Source organism: Ideonella lacteola (assembly GCF_038066555.1).
GTDB lineage: Bacteria > Pseudomonadota > Gammaproteobacteria > Burkholderiales > Burkholderiaceae_C > Ideonella > Ideonella lacteola.
This window is the reverse complement of sequence record NZ_JBBUTG010000006.1, coordinates 22,868-37,409: the sequence shown is the minus strand read 5'-3', so window position 1 is coordinate 37,409 and position 14,542 is coordinate 22,868. Positions and strand designations below refer to the sequence as shown.

Sequence of the window (14,542 nt, the reverse complement as noted above, 5' to 3'; positions counted from 1 at the left end):
GCACCACAGCCAACCCGACGGTTCTTCCCTCTCAGACAGAAGCGCCGAATGTGCAGCTTGTAAGAAATTCTGTACTAAAACTAGATTCACACCACCTGAGGCAATCCCTTAGTGGTGCGATCACTGCCCACAAAACGCGCAGTCTCCTGGGAAATTACCTCGAAAACTCCCGCCGCACATCGCGCGCCACCGCCCCAATAGAGGGCGTAGTCGAGATATCACAGTCTTGTAGTGTGACTACATTTCAGCATTTTCGCGACACAAAACGGCGGGTTTTCCCGTGCGAGCGCTTTCAGCGCTTGCCAGGCAAGGGGGCTTGGATCAGGCGAAAAATGAGCGCAGCAGGAAGATCCACCGCGCGAGCCGGCCAGCGCGAGCCATGGGCGCGCGGCAAGAAGACGCGACAGCGCGATAGACGCCCACCGTTCGCGGTGCGCCGGGGATGCGACCACCTCCCGGTGCCCGCAGGGGTCAGCGCATCAGGCGGGCAGCAGCCACGACAGCGCCTGACCCAGGCGCGACCGCCAGGCTCGCTCGTGGTGAGCGGCCCGTGGGAACAGAAGACTGCGGAAGTCCACCCCGGGGCGATAGCCGCGGGCAAAGGCCAACTCGTCGACCCGATGCTGGAAGGGGCCATACAGGCCATCCAGATGGCGATCGCCATGGTCGAAGTACAGACGGTGACGGCCAGCCGCAGGCAGCGATTCGGCCAACCAGCCCAGGCCGGCGGCCGCGATGTCGCGCAAGCGCACGTCGCCCCCATGCCCCAACAGGGCGGGGTTGATCGTCAGCGGCCAATGGGTGGACAGACAACCCGCCGCGCCGAACACATCCGGACGGGCGACCAGGGCATGCAGCGAGGCCAGTGCCCCCATGCTGGCCCCCATCACCGCGGTATCGGCCGGGCCGCGGCGGGTGCGGTATCTCGCATCGATGACCGGCTTCAACTCATCGATCAGAAAGTGCAGATAGCCCTCGGACAGCGACTCGAACGGCCCGCCTGCGGGATGCCCGGCCTCGACGGTCAGGGCGTAGAGCGGCGCGGGCAGGCGCAGCAGCGCCGGCGCCGGCGCGTACTCGGCGTAGCGCAACGGTGTGTTCCAGACCCCGACGACGATCGTGGGCCGCATGCGGCCCGCGAGCATCTGCATCGTCACATGGTGGCCCACCGCCCAGGGATGGCCACCCGCAGCGGTGGCGGGATCGAACAGGTGCTGGCCATCGTGCATGTACAGCACCGCATGCGGCACGGCATCCGGCTCGTCGTAACCCGGCGGCAGCCACACATCGATGCGCCGCGGCGTCACATGGCGCGACGGCCAGGCCCCGAAGGATTCAAAGCGGCCGCTCGCATCGGGGGGTGCGGCCGACCAATCGGCAAACGGGTCGGCCACGCCGACCCATCGCTCACGCCAATCGAGCAGGCGGTCTCGAACTCGCGCCCGCCAGGGCCGCAATGCACCGCCCGCCATGGTGTTCAGCGACGCTGGCGCGCGCCGGCGCCATGGCGGCCAGGCTCCATCAGCAACCCGTTTGTTGCTCGATGGACGCCGCAGCGCCGATCAACGCCACGAGCGTGTCGGTGATCAGCGCCGTCGGGATGCCCTCGTTGTAGGCGCGGAACCGCCCCTTCGCTTCGAAGCGGGCGCGGAATGCGGACGAGAAGAAGCGCTCTTCCATGCGCGGAACGATACCGCCTCCGATGTAGATGCCGCCGCGCGCACCCAGGATCAGGGCCACGCTGCCGGCGAATCCGCCAAGAAGTGAACAGAAAGTGTCGAGGCTTCGGCTGGCCGCCTCGTCGCTGCGCGCCAGGCCACGCTCCATGATCTGCTCTGCCGTCCAGGGCTCGGCCACCGGATGACCCAGGACCGCCGCCACCGACCGATGCAGCACCGGCAGGCCGATACCGGAGAGCAGGCGCTCGGCCGAGACATGCTCAAACTCGCCGCGGGTGACACGCAGCACCTCGGATTCGAAGTCATCCCCTGGCGCCAGCGTGCTGTGGCCACCCTCCCCCGGCAAGGCCTGCCAGCCTTGCGGCGTCTGCACGACAGCGCCTACACCCAAGCCCGTACCCGGGCCGATGACGGCCAGCGTGCCGCGCGCCTGCGGCAGCTCGCCATGCGGCCGCAACTGGCCCGCGCCGAGGTGAGGCAGCGCGAGGGCCAGCGCTTCGAAATCGTTCAGCACCTGCAAGCCCTGCAATTCCAGATCGGCTTGCAGGGCCTGGCGCGAGAAGGCCCAGTGGCTGTTGGTGAACGAGATGCGATCACCCACCACCGCCGTGGCCACGGCAATGGCGGCATGCCGAGGACGGCGGTAAGCGTCGCCCAATGTCGCCGCCAAATCGCGCAGGTAGTCACGCGCCGCATCCACTGGGGCCGGGTACTCCGGCACCGCCAGCTTGCGAACATGCTGCACCGAGGCACCGGGCCCATCGATCCAGCCGAACCTGGCATTGGTGCCGCCGATATCGGCCACCAGACGCGGATAGGACGACGACGCGTCCGACGCGGCGATGCCGGCGCTCATGCGAGCACCCCCACCCGAGAGGCACCGCAGCGCGCACGGAGCGCGCGGCTCATCGAATCCTGGGCGTCACGGCCCGCACGAAGTTGTTTTTGCATGTTGAGGGCCTTCCAGCCAAGGTGTCACGACGATCGCCACAGCCCTCCCCGGGCCTGCGCATCGCCAAAAATTCAAAGGTAGCGAAACTACATTGTCTTCGCAAGCGAGAGATTCCGACTTCACCTATGAAAGATCAAAACTTGCGTAGTCAGAATACAGAACCACTTTCTCAGAATGTCGCCAATCGGCCAGCTGGGCGTCAATAGCAAAGCCGCTACCATGGCAAGTTATGACCCGAGCAGACTTGATGGGCAAGTTGCTGGCGTTCGTGGCGCGGTTGATCACCGGCGCCCAGGGACACTGGAAGGGCTGCCCGCCCGAGGCGCTGCAGCGCATCTATTTCGCCAACCACCAGAGCCACCTCGACTGGGTTCTGATCTGGGCGGCCTTGCCGAGCGAATTGCGTGCCCACACCCGGCCCATCGCCGCCAAAGACTACTGGACGGCCTCGCCGTTCAAGCATTGGCTGACGCGCGAGGTGTTCAACGCCGTCTACGTGAACCGACAGCGCACCGACGACCAGGACCCGCTGGAGCCGCTGGTGCAGGCACTGCAGTCAGGCGATTCGCTGGTGATCTTTCCCGAGGGCACCCGCAGCCATCGCGGTGAGCCGATGCCCTTCAAGAGCGGCCTCTATCACCTGGCACAGCAGTTCCCGAATGTGCAGCTCGTGCCGGCGTGGATCGACAACGTCCAGCGGGTGATGCCCAAGGGCGAGGTGGTGCCGGTGCCGATCCTGTGCACGGTGACGTTCGGCGCGCCCATCGCACTGCAGCCCGGCGAGGACAAGCGCGACTTTCTCGCCCGGGCACGCGATGCGGTGATCGCCTTGCGCCCGTTGGTGCTGTGAGGTCGCCATGTTGAAAACCTTGCGCAACCTCGATTCCGAGCAGCAGATCGGCCTGCTGTTCATCATCCTGTTCGGCGTGCTGATGGCCGTCACGCTGGGCTCCTTGCTGGTCAGCCTGCGTGATCGACCGTCGGCCTGGATCAAGCGCTACGAAAGCTTCACGCGCGATCTGCGCGCGGTGTGGATCGGCGCGGTGGTGTTCTGGCTCGCCTGGATCTCAGGCCCCATCGGCGCGACGCTGCTGTTCGGGACCTTCTCGTTCCTCGCGCTGCGCGAGTTCATCACGCTCAGCCCCACCCGGCGCAGCGACCACCGCAGTCTGCTCGTCGCCTTCTTCGTGGTGCTGCCGATGCAGTATGTGCTGGTGGGCAATCAGAACTTCGACCTGTTCTCGGTGTTCATCCCGGTCTATGTGTTCCTGGCCATCCCGGTGATCAGCGCACTGGCCGGCGACCCGGAGCGCTTCCTGGAACGCAACGCCACCATCCAGTGGGGCATCATGGTGTGCGTCTATGGGCTGTCGCATGCCCCGGCCCTGCTGCTGCTGAACTTCCCCCGCGTCGAAACAGGACGAGGTGCTTTCCTGGTGTTTTTTCTCGTGGTGGTGGCGGCGGTTGCACAGATCGTGCAAGAGGCGTCCAGTCGTTGGCTGCGGCACCGGCCGCTCGCGCGGCAGATCAGCCGGTCGTTCTCGGCCCGTGCGTGGGCCATCGGCACGGTGACGGGCGGCCTGGTGGGCGGCTTGCTGTTCTGGATCACGCCCTTCAAGCTGCCGCAGGCCATCGCCATGGCGCTGATCGCGGGCGGAGCCGGCACACTCGGCGAATTCGTGATGAAGGCGTTGAAGAAGGATGCTGGCGTGGCCTACTGGGGCAACCAGGCGGCCGTCACCGGCGCCGTCGGCCTGCTGGACCGTGTCGCCCCGCTGGCCTTCGCGGCCCCCGTGTTCTTTCACTCGGTGCGTTGGTACTTCAATCTGTCGCCATGACCCCCCTGCGCCGCCACGCACGCTGGGCCCGCGCGCCACGCCAGGGCCATCAGTCTTGACGCGCGTACTTGGCATCGACCCCGGCCTGCAATGCACCGGCTTCGGCGTGGTGGAACGTGAAGGCACGCGGCTGCACTACGTGGCCAGCGGCACCATCCGCACCACCGCTTCAGGCATCGCGCAGGGCGACCTGCCGGGCCGGCTGAAGATCATCTTCGATGGTGTGCGCGAAGTGGCCCAGCGCTACCAACCCACCGACGCCTCCGTCGAGATCGTCTTCGTCAACGTCAACCCGCAAAGCACGCTGCTGCTCGGCCAGGCCCGCGGGGCTGCGATCACGGCGCTGGTCACCTCAGGGCTGCCCGTGGCCGAATACACCGCGCTGCAGATGAAGAAGTCCGTGGTCGGCCACGGGCATGCCGCCAAGTCGCAAATCCAGGAGATGGTGATGCGCTTGCTGAATCTGCCGGGCCTGCCCGGCAAGGACGCGGCCGACGCGCTGGGCCTGGCCATCACCCATGCCCACGCGGGCGGATCGTTTGCCGCGATGGCGCAGGCCACTTCGCTGAACCGCCGCACCCATGCCCAGTTCCGCAAGGGCCGCACCTACTGAACCGCCACGAGGAGACCCCCATGCCCCATCCCGTCACCACCGAATGGATCGATCTGGACAGCGCCGACGGCCGCTTCTCCGGCTACCTGGCCCTGCCGCCGGCCCGGCGCGGGCCGGGCCTGCTTCTGCTGCAGGAGATCTTCGGCGTGAACGAGCACATCCGGGGCGTGGTCGAGCAGTACGCACTGGCCGGCTTCGTGGTGCTGGCGCCAGACCTGTTCTGGCGCAAAGGCGCCCGCATCGAACTGGGCTACGACGGCACCGACGCACAGCGCGCCTACCAGCTCATGGGCACGATCACGCACGAGCGTGTCGTGGGGGACATGCAAGCCGCGCTGACGGCGCTGCGCCAGCGCCCCGAATGCAGCGGACGCACGGGGGCGATCGGCTATTGCATGGGTGGTCGGCTGGCCTACACCGCGGCGGCCTGCTGCAGTGTGGACGCGGCCGTTGCCTACTACGGCGGGGGCATCCAGAACCAGTTGCACCTGGTCCCGCAGATCGAGTGCCCGATCCAGTTCCACTACGCCGAACGGGACGACCACATCCCGCTGGTGGCAGTGGACGCGGTGCGCCAGGCGTTGGTGGAGAAGGACGCCGAGGTCTATGTGTACCCCGACGCCTTGCACGGCTTCAACTGCTGGAGCCGGGCCAGCTACGGCCCCGGCCCCGCCGCACTGGCCCACGGCCGCAGCCTGGCCTTCCTCGCCGAGCGGCTGTTCTGACCGGCCGCACGGCGGCGCCTGCAATGTTGCGGAGCGCCGCGGCCGGCGCTCCGCCTCCTGAGGCCGCTCAGGGCGCCGGACGCAGCGACACCGAGTCGACGTTCATCAGGCCGTTGTCGCCGTCATCCCAGCGCAGCACGAGGTGCGAGGTCTTGCCGGACACCTCGAACGTGCCCGCAGGCAGATCGGCCCACTGGTTCCAGCCGCCGGTGGGGCTGAAGCGCAGTTGGCCAACCTTGGCGCCGCCCACATACAGGCTCAGCGTCCGCGCGTCGCCGTAGCCGTTGGCGTAGCGCACCGAGACCGCGTAGCGCTTGGCCGGCGCGTTGCGACGGTGGATGGTGAAGTCCATCGACGCGCCGGGAACGCGTGGCCCCTCGACGAAACCGCGACCGGAGTAGCCGGCGTGTTCATTGGCCACCATGGGGCCGTTGCTGTTGAAGGCGTCCTCGGCCTCGAGCAGACTGGGGCTCGGGCATCCGTTCACGTCGCTGGCACCGGCCTCATCGGCGCAGTCGTCCGCCGAATCGACCACGCCGTCGTCGTCGCGGTCACCATCGACACCCCCCTTGAGCTGGATCTCGACCGTGTGGTTGCCCTGCAGGCTGGTCGGCAGGCGGGCTTCGTGGGCGACGCCGTCGAGCTTGAACGAGGCGATCGTCTGGCCCGCGCCGCTCAACTTGATCGTCAGGTTGGCTTGGCGATAGCGCACGTTCGTGGCGGTGATGTTGCCCCAGCCCACCGGCAAGATGGGATCGAAGGCCAGGCCCTTGGTGTCAGGGCGCAGCCCGAAGACATTGGTGAAGAACATCCTCAGGTAAGCGCTGGCGGACCAGGTCTGATCGCGCTCGGATCCCCAATGGAATCCGCCCTGCCAACCGCCGTCGACGATCCCTGTGTGGCGGTTGTAGATCTCGAAGAAGCCGCTGTGGTTGCTGCCCAGCTTGGCCAGGCGGGCCACTTCTTTCGCGAACAGGTCCTGGCGCTTCACCCGCGCTGCGGCATCGGCCCAGTAGCCCTGGACCACCGGCCAAACGATGGCATTGTGGCGGCCGGGCTTCTGCGGCGAATAGCGCGGCAGGTCGGGCGACACGTCGACGATGCCCCAGGGATCGACCGTCGTGTGGCTGACGACTTGCGCGGCACGCTTGGCATTGGCGATGCCGAAGATCACCGCGAACGACACGCCCGTGCCTTCCTGGTGATCGTCGACGATGCCATCCAGGCCGTCGCCCTGGTGCAAGAGGAAGCCGTAGCTGGAACGGTGCGGTTGCCAGAGCCGATCGTTGATGTTCTTCTTCAAGGAATCGGCCATGGCGTCGTAGCCATCGATGTCCGCCTGCGGCGCCCCGGTGGCACGCGCCATCGCCGCCAGGCTTCGGTACGCGGAGTAGTAGACCGCGTTGGTGCTGAGCACCATCTCCTCGGACGTGGCCGGGTAGTCGCCGGCACCGACGCCGCGCGACTCGTTGTCGTCGGCCGGCGGGCTGGGGTAGGCCGAGATGCCGTCGTTGAAGAACGAGGGGCCCTTGAACAGGCCAAGCCGGCTGTCGTAGTTGGCCGCACGCCGTGCTGCCATCGTGTTGACCGCCGCCTGGTAGGCATGGGCAAGAAAGCCTTCGTCACCCCGCAACAGGTAGTGGTTCCAGGCGGCGCTGATCCAGATCACCTGATCCCACCATTGGCCGTCCTGCTGCACGATGAGCTGGCCATCGGGGCGGCGGTCGACCACCGCCCACAGCGTGTTGCTCGCGAGTTCAGGCTCCATCAGGCTGATCGCGTTCCAGCTGTTGACGGACGCATCGCGGGTCCAGACATCCGGGTAGCCACCGCCGGCGCGGATGCGCATCGGCGGCGAGCCGGTCAGCAGGCCCGAGTCCAGGTCCTGCGGCAACGCCGGCTTCTGGTTGATGGTGAACACGTTCTCGAGCGCGCGTTGGTACGCGCGGCCGAAAAGCAGCTCGCTCTTGGGGTTGGCAAACTGCAGTTGGGGTTGGGCCGCGTGGGCCGATGTGGCTGCAGCGGCCACTGCCGCCAGACAGACGTGGACGAGCCGCGCGCGGCTCAGGCATGCGCGATGGATCATGATGGCCTCTCTCTCCTCGGTTGGATCTCGGTTATGCGCAAATTGTGATGCGCGAGAGATCACGGCACCCGCGGTGGCCCTGCGTGGAAAAAGGGGAAGCTGCACCTGTTTGGCAACGAGCTGATTCAGGGTGCAACTGAACCCCTCTTCGGCGCGCTCGATCGCGGCCATGCTGCCGCCCTGCCTATCGGAAAGCGCCTCGGACAGCACGGCATGCCAGCACGCGCGCGCCAGGTGCTGGCGGTATCGGCGGCCGTCGCCATGACCTCATGGCTGGCACCCACCGCGCGCCAGCCCGAGACCTCAACCTGGCGCGGTCACCGCGGCGGCGTGTCGCCCGGCCCGCGCGCCAGCACGGACTGGGGCGCGAGTTCAGCCTGCCACAACTCCAGGTGCAGGGATCGCCCGGGCGTCTGCTCGACCTCGGTCGATGCGAGTCGCCGGGGCGCGCCATCCAGCGCCTGCAGCAGCGGCCCTTCGAGCGGGCCTTCGCCGACGATCAGCACCGGCTGCGGATACTCCGAGGGGCGCAACGGCGACATCAGCTCGAAGTGGTTGTGTGGCGCACGGGGGTCTTGCCGGAAAGCCAGCCATTGCGGCGGTTTCGCGCGCCAGGCGTAGGCGCCGTTGGCCAGCACCGCGCGTTCGCTGCCGAGGACCGTGGGCGATTGGCCCTGGGCGGTCTGGTCACGCCAGTAGGCATCGGCCGCCGGGCGCAACTGGCTGAAGGCTTCTTCCCAGCCCCGCATCCGGGCCCACACGTCCAGCTGCCGTGGCAACGGCCGGTGCAGCGCCTGCGCCACGTCACTGGCCAAGGTGAGCGCGCCGATCAGCGCCGCCTGCAGCGCCAGCACCGCGTACCAGCCGCGCAGCCGACGGTGCGGCCGCTCGGCCTGCACCCACAGCGCGAGGGCCAGCACGCCGCCGATCAAGGCCGGTGCCGTCCAGTTGACCTGCGCGCGCGCATGCAGCGATTGGGCAGCGCCGATCAGCAGCAGCGGACCACTCAGCCAGGCCGCGGCCCACCAGGCTTCGCGGCGGGTGGCGACGCTTCGGCTGGTGCTCGCCGTCGGCGCGCTCGATGAATCCGTGGAAAGCGCAGCCTCGCCGCGTCGTGTCCAGGGCCATGCCAGCGCCCACACGGCCACCAGCGGCCCCAACAGCAGCAACAAGCCGCCGACATAGCTGGCCAGTGTCACGCCCATCGGCGTCGCTTGAGCACCCACGGTGATCTCGGCGGTGTGGCGCAAGGTCGGCCAATCGTGCGCCGCGTTCCACATCAGGTTGGGCGCCACGCACACCAAGGCCACGCTCGCGGCCATCGCCAGCCCGGGCACTGCGCCGATCGCGCGGGTGGCCCGACGCCGCACGGTGGCCATCAGGCCGATCGCCGATACGGCGAAGGCCGCCATCGTGTACTTGGACATCACACCCAGGCCCACCCACAGGCCCAGCAGCAACCAGTCACTCCAGCGGCCGTCCCGCCACGCACGCCACAAGGCCAGCGATGCCAGTGCCCAGGCGAGCAGAAGCGGCGCGTCGGTGGTGGCGGCCAGGCCCAGCAGCCCGGCCACCGGCGACGCGATGAACAGCAGGGCGGCCAGCCGGCCGGCGCGATAGGGCCGCGCGTGCTCGTGCGGGGTCACGTCGGCCAGCACCTCCGACACCCAGCGGTAGAGCACCCAAGCCGTGAGCGGGTAGCACACCATCGCCAGGGCCTTGACGCCCAGCAGACCATCGCCCAGCAACTGGGTCGAAGCGGCGATCAGCGCCGCGATCATGGGCGGCTTGGAGTAATAGCCCCAATCCAGCGCCTTGGACCAGGCCCAGTACTGCGCCTCGTCCACGTGCAGGCCTGCGTTCACATGCACCACCACCCAGGCGCGCGCGACGGTCAGGCCGATCAGCACCAGCACCAAGGCCAGGAAAGAGCTGTGTTCCTGCCCCCATTCGAACGCCCAGGGCGATCGATCGGATCGATGCGGGCAGCGGCCCGCCGTTGTGCAGCGTGACGGCATGAAAGTCGTTCCTTTCTTGTTCTCCCCGGCCGTGTCGCGTCACGACACGGCGCGCTCCTCGCCACCCAGCGCCTTGTAGAGCGCCAGGCGGTTCAGCAATTCCCCCAGGCGAGCCAACACCAGCGCCTGATCGGCGGCGGCCAACGAGCGCTCGCTGTCGAGCAGCTCGATCAGGTTGGCGGTGCCAGCCTCGTAGCGCATGCGCGTCAGGCGGGCCCGCTCCTTCTCGCCCGCCTGCAGGGCCTGCTGTGCGGTCACCTGATCACGCCAGGTGGCCTGCGACACCAGGGCGTCGGCGGTTTCGCGGAAAGCGGTCTGGATCGCCTTCTCGTACTGGGCCACCGCGATCTCGCGGGTCACCTCGGCTGCCTTGATGTTGGCCTGATTGCGGCCCGCATCGAAGATCGACATGGCGGCGCTGGCGCCCAAGGTCCAGGCGAAGGTGCCCGATTCGACGAGGCCACGCAGCGTGTCGCTGACCACACCGGCGCTGCCGCTGAGCGTGATCCGCGGGAACATCGCGGCGCGAGCGGCGCCGATGTTGGCGTTCGCAGCGATCAGGGCCTGCTCGGCCTGGATGACATCCGGCCGCGCCAGCAGCCAGTCGGACAAGGCACCCACCGGCACGGCGGCCAGCGCCTCCCCGTTCAACGGCGCCTCGGCGGACGGCAGCCATGACGCCGGCACGGCCTGACCAACGACCAAGGTCAGCGCGTTCGCGTCGACCGCGGTCTGCCGCTGCAGCTGCGCCACCGTGGCCTGCGCCTGGGCCAGCAGGCCCCGGGCCCCGTGCAGATCGACATCGGACGCGGCGCCGACACTCACTCGGAGCTCGGTCAGTTTGAGCGTCTGCTCGCGCCCGGCCAGCGTCTGGCGGGCGAGCGCAAGTTGCTCCTGATCGGCCGCGAGCGTGAACCAGGTGGACGCGACCTGGGTCACCAGCGCGAGCCGCGCCGCCCGGGCGCCCGCCTCGGTGCCCAGCAAGCTGGCGGCCGCACTGTCGCTCACGTTGCGCAGTCTTCCGAACAGATCGAGCTCATAGCTCGTCACCTGCAGACCGGCCTGGAAGGTGTTGGTCTGGTCGCCCGTGCTGGTGTTCGGCGCACGGGTGCCGTTGACCGCCGCGGCCACCGTCGGCCAGCGATCGGCGTCGGCCAGACGCAGTTGGGCGCGCGAGCGCTCGACGTTCAGCATCGCCACCCGCAGATCGCGGTTGTTGGCGAGCGCTTGGTCGACGATCTGGCGCAGGCGCTCGTCGCGCAGCAACTCACGCACCGCCGGCAGTGCCGCATCCGGGGTGGCGGCATCGGTCGGCAGGGCCGCCGGCACCGGGGAGGCGGGGCGTTGGTAGTCCGGCGCGAGGTTGATGCACCCGGCCAGTAGGCCCGCGCTCAGGAACAACGGCAGGGCGCCGACCAGTCGATTCACAACAGGCATGCGGGTCATCAATGGCCCTCCAGCTTCTTCTTCAGTTCTTCTTCATCGCCGGCCAAGGCCGTGGAGGAAATCGAGGTGGCGTGGTGCAGCACGTGGCCGCCCGGGAAGATGCGGCGGATCACGACGAAGAACACCGGCACCAGCAGCACAGCCAGCACCGTGGCAGTCACCATGCCGCCCATCACGCCGGTGCCGATCGCACGCTGGCTGGCCGAGCCGGCACCGCTGGCGATCGCCAACGGCAGCACGCCGAGGATGAAGGCGAACGAGGTCATCAAGATCGGCCGGAAGCGCAGGTGGCAAGCCTCCAGCGTCGCCAGCAGCAGGCTCTTGCCCTCGGCCTGCAGGTCTTTCGCGAACTCGATGATCAGGATCGCGTTCTTCGCCGACAGGCCGATGATGGTGATCAGGCCCACCTTGAAGTAGACGTCGTTGGGCATGTCGCGCAGCATCACGCCCGCCAACGAACCCACCACGCCCAAGGGCACCACCAGCAGCACCGCCACCGGAATGCTCCAGCTTTCGTACAGCGCAGACAGGCACAGGAACACGGCCAACATCGAGAACGCGAGCAGGATGGTCGCCTGCGCACCCGAGAGCTTCTCTTCACGCGACTGGCCGGTCCATTCGAAGCCGAAGCCAGGTGGCAGCTGGGCCGCGAGCCGCTCCATTTCGGCCATGGCTTCACCGGTCGACACGCCCTGCGGCGAATCGCCCGCGATCTTCATCGCCGGGTAGCCGTTGTAGCGAACCGTCTGCAGCGGCCCTTCGACCCAGCGTGTGGAGGCAAAGGCCGACACCGGCACCTGCTGACCCTTGCTGTTGGGCACGTAGAGCTTGAGGATGTCCTCCGGCTGCATGCGCGCCGCGGCCTCGGCCTGAACGATGACCCGTTGCAGGCGGCCTGCATTGGGGAAGTCGTTCACGTAGGTCGAGCCCAGCGAGGTGGCCAACACCGAACCGATGGTGTCGAAGCTCACGCCGAGCGCGGCAGCCTTTTCGCGGTCGATGTCCAGTTGCAGCTGCGGCGCGTCTTCCAGGCCGTCCGGACGCACGCCCTGCAGCAGCTTGCTCTGCGAGGCCATGCCGAGTAGTTGGTTGCGTGCAGCCAGCAGCGCCGCGTGGCCAAGGCCTGCACGGTCTTGCAGACGGAAGTTGAATCCGGTGGCTGTGCCGAGCTCAGGGATGGGCGGCGGCGAGAGCGGGAAGATGAACGCGTCGCGGATGCCCATCAGCGCCCCGAAGGCGCGGCCGGCGAGCGCCTGCGCGCTGTGCTCTTTGCCTTTGCGCTCCTCCCACGGCTTGAGCGGGACGAAGGCGAGGCCCGCGTTCTGGCCAGAGCCGGAGAACGAGAAGCCCAGCACGCCCACGACCTTGTCGACCTCGGGCTGCGCCAGGAAGAAGTTCTCCACCTGCTGCATCACCGATTCCGTCCGCGACTGCGACGCGCCAGGCGGCAACTGCACGTTGACGATCAGGTAACCCTGGTCTTCGTTCGGCAGGAACGACGTCGGCAGCTTCTGGTACATCAGGACCACCGCGCCGATGATCACGGCATACAGCGCCAGGAACCACGCGGCGCGCGGCAGGATCCGCGCGACGATCGATTCGTAGCCCTTGGCCGTGCGCTTGAAGCCGCGGTTGAACCAGCCGAAGAAGCCCTTCTTGTCGTGGTGCCCGGCAGGCACCGGCTTGAGCAGCGTGGCGCACAGCGCGGGGGTGAGCGACAGCGCCATCAGGGCTGAGAACAGCATCGAGGCCGCCATGGACAGCGAGAACTGGCGATAGATGTTGCCGACCGACCCGCTGAAGAAGGCCATCGGCACGAACACCGAGACCAGCACCACGGTGATGCCGATGATGGCCCCGGTGATCTGGCCCATCGCCTTGATCGTGGCTTCGCGGGGGCTTAAGCCCTCCTCGGCCATGATGCGTTCGACGTTCTCCACCACCACGATCGCGTCGTCCACCAAGATGCCGATGGCCAGCACCATGCCGAACAACGTGAGCACGTTGATCGAGAAGCCGAGGGTCAGCATCACCGCGAAGGTACCGGTGAGCGCGACCGGAACGACGATGGTCGGGATCAGGGTGTAGCGGATGTTTTGCAGGAACACCAGCATCACGACGAACACCAGCGCGATCGCCTCGATCAAGGTCTTGACCACCTCTTCGATCGAGATGCGGACGAACTTCGAGCTGTCGTACGGGATGTCGTAGCTCACGCCCTCGGGCATGTACTGCTGCAGCTCGGCCAGGCGCTTCTTGATCGCGTCGGCCGTGGCCAGGGCGTTTCCGCTGGGCGCCAGTTGAACGCCGATGCCGGTGGCCGTGGCGCCGTTGAGGCGGGCCGAGCTGGCATAGGCCTGGCCGCCGAGTTCCAGCCGCGCCACGTCTTTCAGCCGCACGGTCGAGCCGTCGGTGTTGCTGCGGACGATGATGTTGCCGAACTGCTCGATCGAGCCCAGCTGGCCGTTGACGGTGATCGTGGCGTACATCGTCTGGCCGGCAGCGGCGGGCAGGCCGCCGATGGTGCCGGCCGAGATCTGCAGGTTCTGCGCGCGGATGGCGTTGTTGACGTCCGCCGTCGAGAGCCCATAGCCCACCAGCTTGGCCGGATCGACCCAGACGCGCATGGCGCGCTCGGTGCCGAACAGCTGCGCCTGGCCCACGCCGGACACCCGCAGCAACTCGGGCACGATGTTGCGCGCCGCATAGTCGCCCAGCGCCACCGGGTCGTAGGCGGGGTTCTTCGACGTCATCATCACGAACAGCAGGAAGTTCGAGCGCGACTTGTCGATGCGCACGCCCTGCTGCGTCACCGCCGCCGGCAATCTTGGCGTGGCGCGGCTCAGGCGGTTCTGCACCTCGATCTGGGCGATCGAGACATCGGTGCCTGGTTCGAAGGTGACGGTGATGCTGCCGGTGCCGCTGGCATCGGCGCTCGACTCCATGTAGATGAGGTTCGGCGCGCCATTGAGCTCTTGCTCGATGACCGACAACACCGAGTCCTCGAGCACCTTGGCCGAGGCACCGGGGTACGCGGTGGTGATGACGATGGCGGGGGGGGCGACGCTCGGGTACTGCGCCACCGGCAGCCGCGTGATCGCAGCGGCCCCGATGACGACGATGAACATCGCAATGACCCACGCAAAGATGGGTCGATCAATGAAGAAACGCGAATTCATGGGGTG

At 67.7% G+C, this 14,542-nt stretch carries 10 protein-coding genes; 4 read left to right on the top strand and 6 right to left on the bottom strand.

Annotation, left to right across the window (positions count from 1 at the left end; all coding sequences use genetic code 11):
- Positions 1-479: 479 nt before the first annotated feature.
- Both AACH06_RS12175 and glk read right to left on the bottom strand, forming a co-directional pair.
- Entirely contained in the window at positions 480-1,472 is a 993-nt protein-coding gene (locus AACH06_RS12175) for an alpha/beta hydrolase (RefSeq protein ID WP_341425966.1), read from the bottom strand.
- A 49-nt stretch (positions 1,473-1,521) separates the two neighbouring features.
- On the bottom strand, positions 1,522-2,535 hold the full coding sequence (gene glk / locus AACH06_RS12170) for a glucokinase (protein WP_341425965.1): 1,014 nt from the start codon (positions 2,533-2,535) through the stop codon (positions 1,522-1,524).
- A gap of 325 nt (positions 2,536-2,860) precedes the next feature.
- Between glk and AACH06_RS12165 the strand changes: the two genes are divergently transcribed.
- Genes AACH06_RS12165 through AACH06_RS12150 form a run of 4 tightly spaced genes read left to right on the top strand, consistent with a single transcriptional unit; the run spans position 2,861 to position 5,807 of the window.
- Positions 2,861-3,481, top strand: a complete 621-nt coding sequence (locus AACH06_RS12165) for a lysophospholipid acyltransferase family protein (RefSeq protein ID WP_341425964.1) — start codon at positions 2,861-2,863, stop codon at positions 3,479-3,481.
- A gap of 7 nt (positions 3,482-3,488) precedes the next feature.
- Positions 3,489-4,469: a phosphatidate cytidylyltransferase gene (locus AACH06_RS12160; RefSeq protein WP_341425963.1), complete on the top strand. Its 981-nt coding sequence runs from the start codon at positions 3,489-3,491 to the stop codon at positions 4,467-4,469.
- 55 nt (positions 4,470-4,524) lie between these two features.
- Positions 4,525-5,082, top strand: a complete 558-nt coding sequence (gene ruvC, locus AACH06_RS12155) for a crossover junction endodeoxyribonuclease RuvC (protein WP_341425962.1) — start codon at positions 4,525-4,527, stop codon at positions 5,080-5,082.
- 20 nt (positions 5,083-5,102) lie between these two features.
- Positions 5,103-5,807 carry a dienelactone hydrolase family protein gene (locus tag AACH06_RS12150; RefSeq protein WP_341425961.1) on the top strand — a complete coding sequence of 235 codons (705 nt, stop codon included), beginning with the start codon at positions 5,103-5,105 and terminating at the stop codon, positions 5,805-5,807.
- Between the two features lie 67 nt (positions 5,808-5,874).
- Here AACH06_RS12150 and AACH06_RS12145 read toward each other — a convergent pair whose 3' ends face one another.
- The 4 genes from AACH06_RS12145 to AACH06_RS12130 all read right to left on the bottom strand — a co-directional run bounded on the left by AACH06_RS12145 (position 5,875) and on the right by AACH06_RS12130 (position 14,536).
- Complete coding sequence (locus tag AACH06_RS12145; RefSeq protein WP_341425960.1) at positions 5,875-7,893, bottom strand: MGH1-like glycoside hydrolase domain-containing protein; 2,019 nt, start codon at positions 7,891-7,893, stop codon at positions 5,875-5,877.
- A 317-nt stretch (positions 7,894-8,210) separates the two neighbouring features.
- Positions 8,211-9,911: a glycosyltransferase family 39 protein gene (locus tag AACH06_RS12140; RefSeq protein WP_341425959.1), complete on the bottom strand. Its 1,701-nt coding sequence runs from the start codon at positions 9,909-9,911 to the stop codon at positions 8,211-8,213.
- A gap of 39 nt (positions 9,912-9,950) precedes the next feature.
- Complete coding sequence (locus AACH06_RS12135) at positions 9,951-11,357, bottom strand: efflux transporter outer membrane subunit (RefSeq protein WP_341425958.1); 1,407 nt, start codon at positions 11,355-11,357, stop codon at positions 9,951-9,953.
- Positions 11,357-14,536 (bottom strand): efflux RND transporter permease subunit, encoded by a 3,180-nt coding sequence (locus tag AACH06_RS12130; protein WP_341425957.1) that lies wholly within the window; start codon positions 14,534-14,536, stop codon positions 11,357-11,359. Before AACH06_RS12130 ends, AACH06_RS12135 begins: the two co-directional genes overlap by 1 nt.
- Between the last annotated feature and the right edge of the window lie 6 nt (positions 14,537-14,542).